Origin of the sequence: Actinokineospora enzanensis DSM 44649, from assembly GCF_000374445.1 — a bacterium.
GTDB classification, from domain to species: Bacteria; Actinomycetota; Actinomycetes; order Mycobacteriales; family Pseudonocardiaceae; genus Actinokineospora; species Actinokineospora enzanensis.
In genome coordinates, this window is record NZ_KB894479.1 from 1 (window position 1) to 2231 (window position 2231).

Annotated in this window: 4 protein-coding genes; all 4 read right to left on the minus strand. The window is 63.0% G+C overall.

Translation table 11 applies throughout. The features are described 5' to 3' along the window. Nucleotides 1–218 precede the first annotated feature (218 nt). Nucleotides 219–794, minus strand: a complete 576-nt coding sequence (locus C503_RS42435; RefSeq protein WP_018687215.1) for a DUF3558 domain-containing protein — start codon at nucleotides 792–794, stop codon at nucleotides 219–221. Nucleotides 795–921: 127 nt separating this feature from the next. Next, complete coding sequence (locus tag C503_RS48370; protein WP_018687216.1) at nucleotides 922–1155, minus strand: hypothetical protein; 234 nt, start codon at nucleotides 1153–1155, stop codon at nucleotides 922–924. Between the two features lie 114 nt (nucleotides 1156–1269). Beyond that, nucleotides 1270–1845 carry a DUF3558 family protein gene (locus C503_RS45505; protein ID WP_245572685.1) on the minus strand — a complete coding sequence of 192 codons (576 nt, stop codon included), beginning with the start codon at nucleotides 1843–1845 and terminating at the stop codon, nucleotides 1270–1272. A gap of 11 nt (nucleotides 1846–1856) precedes the next feature. Continuing rightward, nucleotides 1857–2231 (minus strand): hypothetical protein (locus C503_RS0136950; protein WP_342663439.1); only part of this gene is annotated, 375 nt, incomplete at its 5' end.

The window sequence follows — 2231 nt, forward strand, 5'->3', positions numbered from 1 at the left end:
TGCTGGCCTGTAGGGAGTTGGGTTCGCGGTTGTCGGCCAGCCAGGCCGCCGACAGGGTGAGCAGGCGGGCGGCTTCCCAGTCCGCCTCCAGCTGGGCGTCGGTATCTGTGCCTGGTGCTTGATGGGCTGCGGGCGCCAGGAAACTGCGCTCTTCCGGCAGCGGAGTTGACCCATGAGCGACTTTCCACGGCCATGCGCGAGTTCCGCTTCAAATAGTCCTATGGCAGCTGCGGCTCCATCAACTCAGCCGCCCGCTGTGCAAGCCGACATGCCTGTTCAGTGTCAACACCCGCGACGACCGAGGCCGCCGCCATGGTGCTGTCCGAGACGAACAACGAGACGGCGCAAGAGCCATCGCCCGCACCCAGCTTGGTCTGGACGGCCTTCCGGCCCCCGATGTCGGGAAGGCTCTTCTTGTTGGCGTTGTCCGGCAGGTCCGAGATGCCATCGCTGTCCCACAACTGGACGTTGAAGAACACGCTTTCGGTCTCGCCACGGACACGCCACTGACAGGTGCGCGCCCCGGAGATCTTCTTCTCCGCACCAGCCTCGGTGATACCGAGCTGAGCCTTGGCCGCGTCAGCAAGCAGTTCACAAGGTTTGAGCGCGGCAAGAGGTGGTCCGGGCGTGCTGGTCTTGCTGGTGCGCGGCGTCGCTTTCGTGCTAGTCGGGTCCGACGACGTCACAGCGGGGGTGGTCGCCGTACCCGTAGTGGTGGTATCACAGGCTGCAACGGTCAGCAGAACGGACACCACCGCCAAGGCAACCTGGGCGGACCGGTGAGCGGTCGTCATGAGTGTTGGTCCTGAGAAGCAGTCATCGCGCCCGCAGCGGCATGGTCCGTGTGCTGATAGTTTGCCATGGCGGTTTTGATTGCGTCCTGGGCATGCACCAGTGACTCCCGCATCTTCATGAGTTGGGTCAGGAAGCCCGCTCATCCGTCGCGACCGCGACCATGTACGGCTTCATGACCTCGGCGTTGTTTGTGGAACCCAGCATGGGTGCACGCTGCGACGTCTCTAGATGCACCCGGTTCTCATCAATCCAGTCGATCATGTTTCGGATGGCGGTGAGCATGGCCTGGCCGCCGGTCTCGTTGACGGCGAACTCACCGGTGTTGGCGGCGTTGAGGAAGCCGGTGAGGCTGTTGTTCATCGCCGTCATTGCTTCTGGTGCGTACATACGGTGCCCTACCCCCAGCCGAGTCGACACACGAACGCCTATCGACGGCCATGCGCAAATTCCGCTTCAAGTAGGCGCCACCAACACTCACTGCGGCAGCTGCGGCTCCATGAGCTCGACCGTCTGTCGCGCCAGCTGGCATGCCTTGGTGAGATCCGCCCCCGCAACGACGGTGGCGGCAGCGCGCGACTTCTCCGTGACGAATACGTTTACGCTGCAAGCACCCGTGTTCTTGCCCAAATCTGTCTGCAAGGCTTTGCGCCCACCAACGTCGGGCACTTCCTTGTTGTCAGCGTCGGCGGGAATGTCTTTGAGACCGTACTTGTCGTTCAGCTCCACACCGAAGATGTAGGTGTCCTGCGGCCCACGCAACTGCCACACGCAGCTTCGACCCGATCCGGTGTGGTCAGGCCTGCCGGGACCGGAGAGGCCCAGTTGCGCCTTGCCCGCGTCGGTGAGCAGGTCGCAAGGATCGAGTTGGGCCGTCGGACTCGTGCCTGAGCTGGCCTTGGTCGATGTGGCCCGGCCAGCACTCGTCGTCGTACTCGACGTGGTGTTGGATACCGTGGTCGCGGCGCCCTCAGTTGACGTTGAACAAGCGGTCATGAGGGCGATCAACGCGGCGCCCAAGGCCGCAGCCACTGTCCCGACCTTCGCTGTCATGAGGGATAGTCCTAGTCGTCGGTGCGGAGAGTAGCCGCAACCTGGGCATCGGTGTCCTGATAGTTTGCCATGGCCGCCTTGATGGCTTCCTCTGCGTGCACAAGCGACTCGCGCAGCTTCATGATCTGCGTGACGAAGCCCTGGTCGTCAGTGGCGACCGCCACCATGAAGGGTTTCAGCACGTTTGCGTTGTTGGTGCTCCCCAGTTGAGGCTCGCGCTTGAGCTGGGCAAACTGGTACTGGTTCTGGTCGATCCAGTCCCGCATGTTCCGCATTGCGCTGATCAGGGCTTGGCCGCCGGTCTCGTTGACGGCGAACTCGCCGGTGTTGGCGGCGTTGAGGAAGCCGGTAAGGCTGTTGTTCATCGCCGTCATTGCTTCTGGTGC

Bases quoted from the DNA above. Each gene is read 5' to 3' on its own strand.
- C503_RS45505 (WP_245572685.1), bottom strand. From the start codon at position 1,845: ATGACAGCGAAGGTCGGGACAGTGGCTGCGGCCTTGGGCGCCGCGTTG.
- C503_RS42435 (WP_018687215.1), bottom strand. From the start codon at position 794: ATGACGACCGCTCACCGGTCCGCCCAGGTTGCCTTGGCGGTGGTGTCC.
- C503_RS48370 (WP_018687216.1), bottom strand. From the start codon at position 1,155: ATGAACAACAGCCTCACCGGCTTCCTCAACGCCGCCAACACCGGTGAG.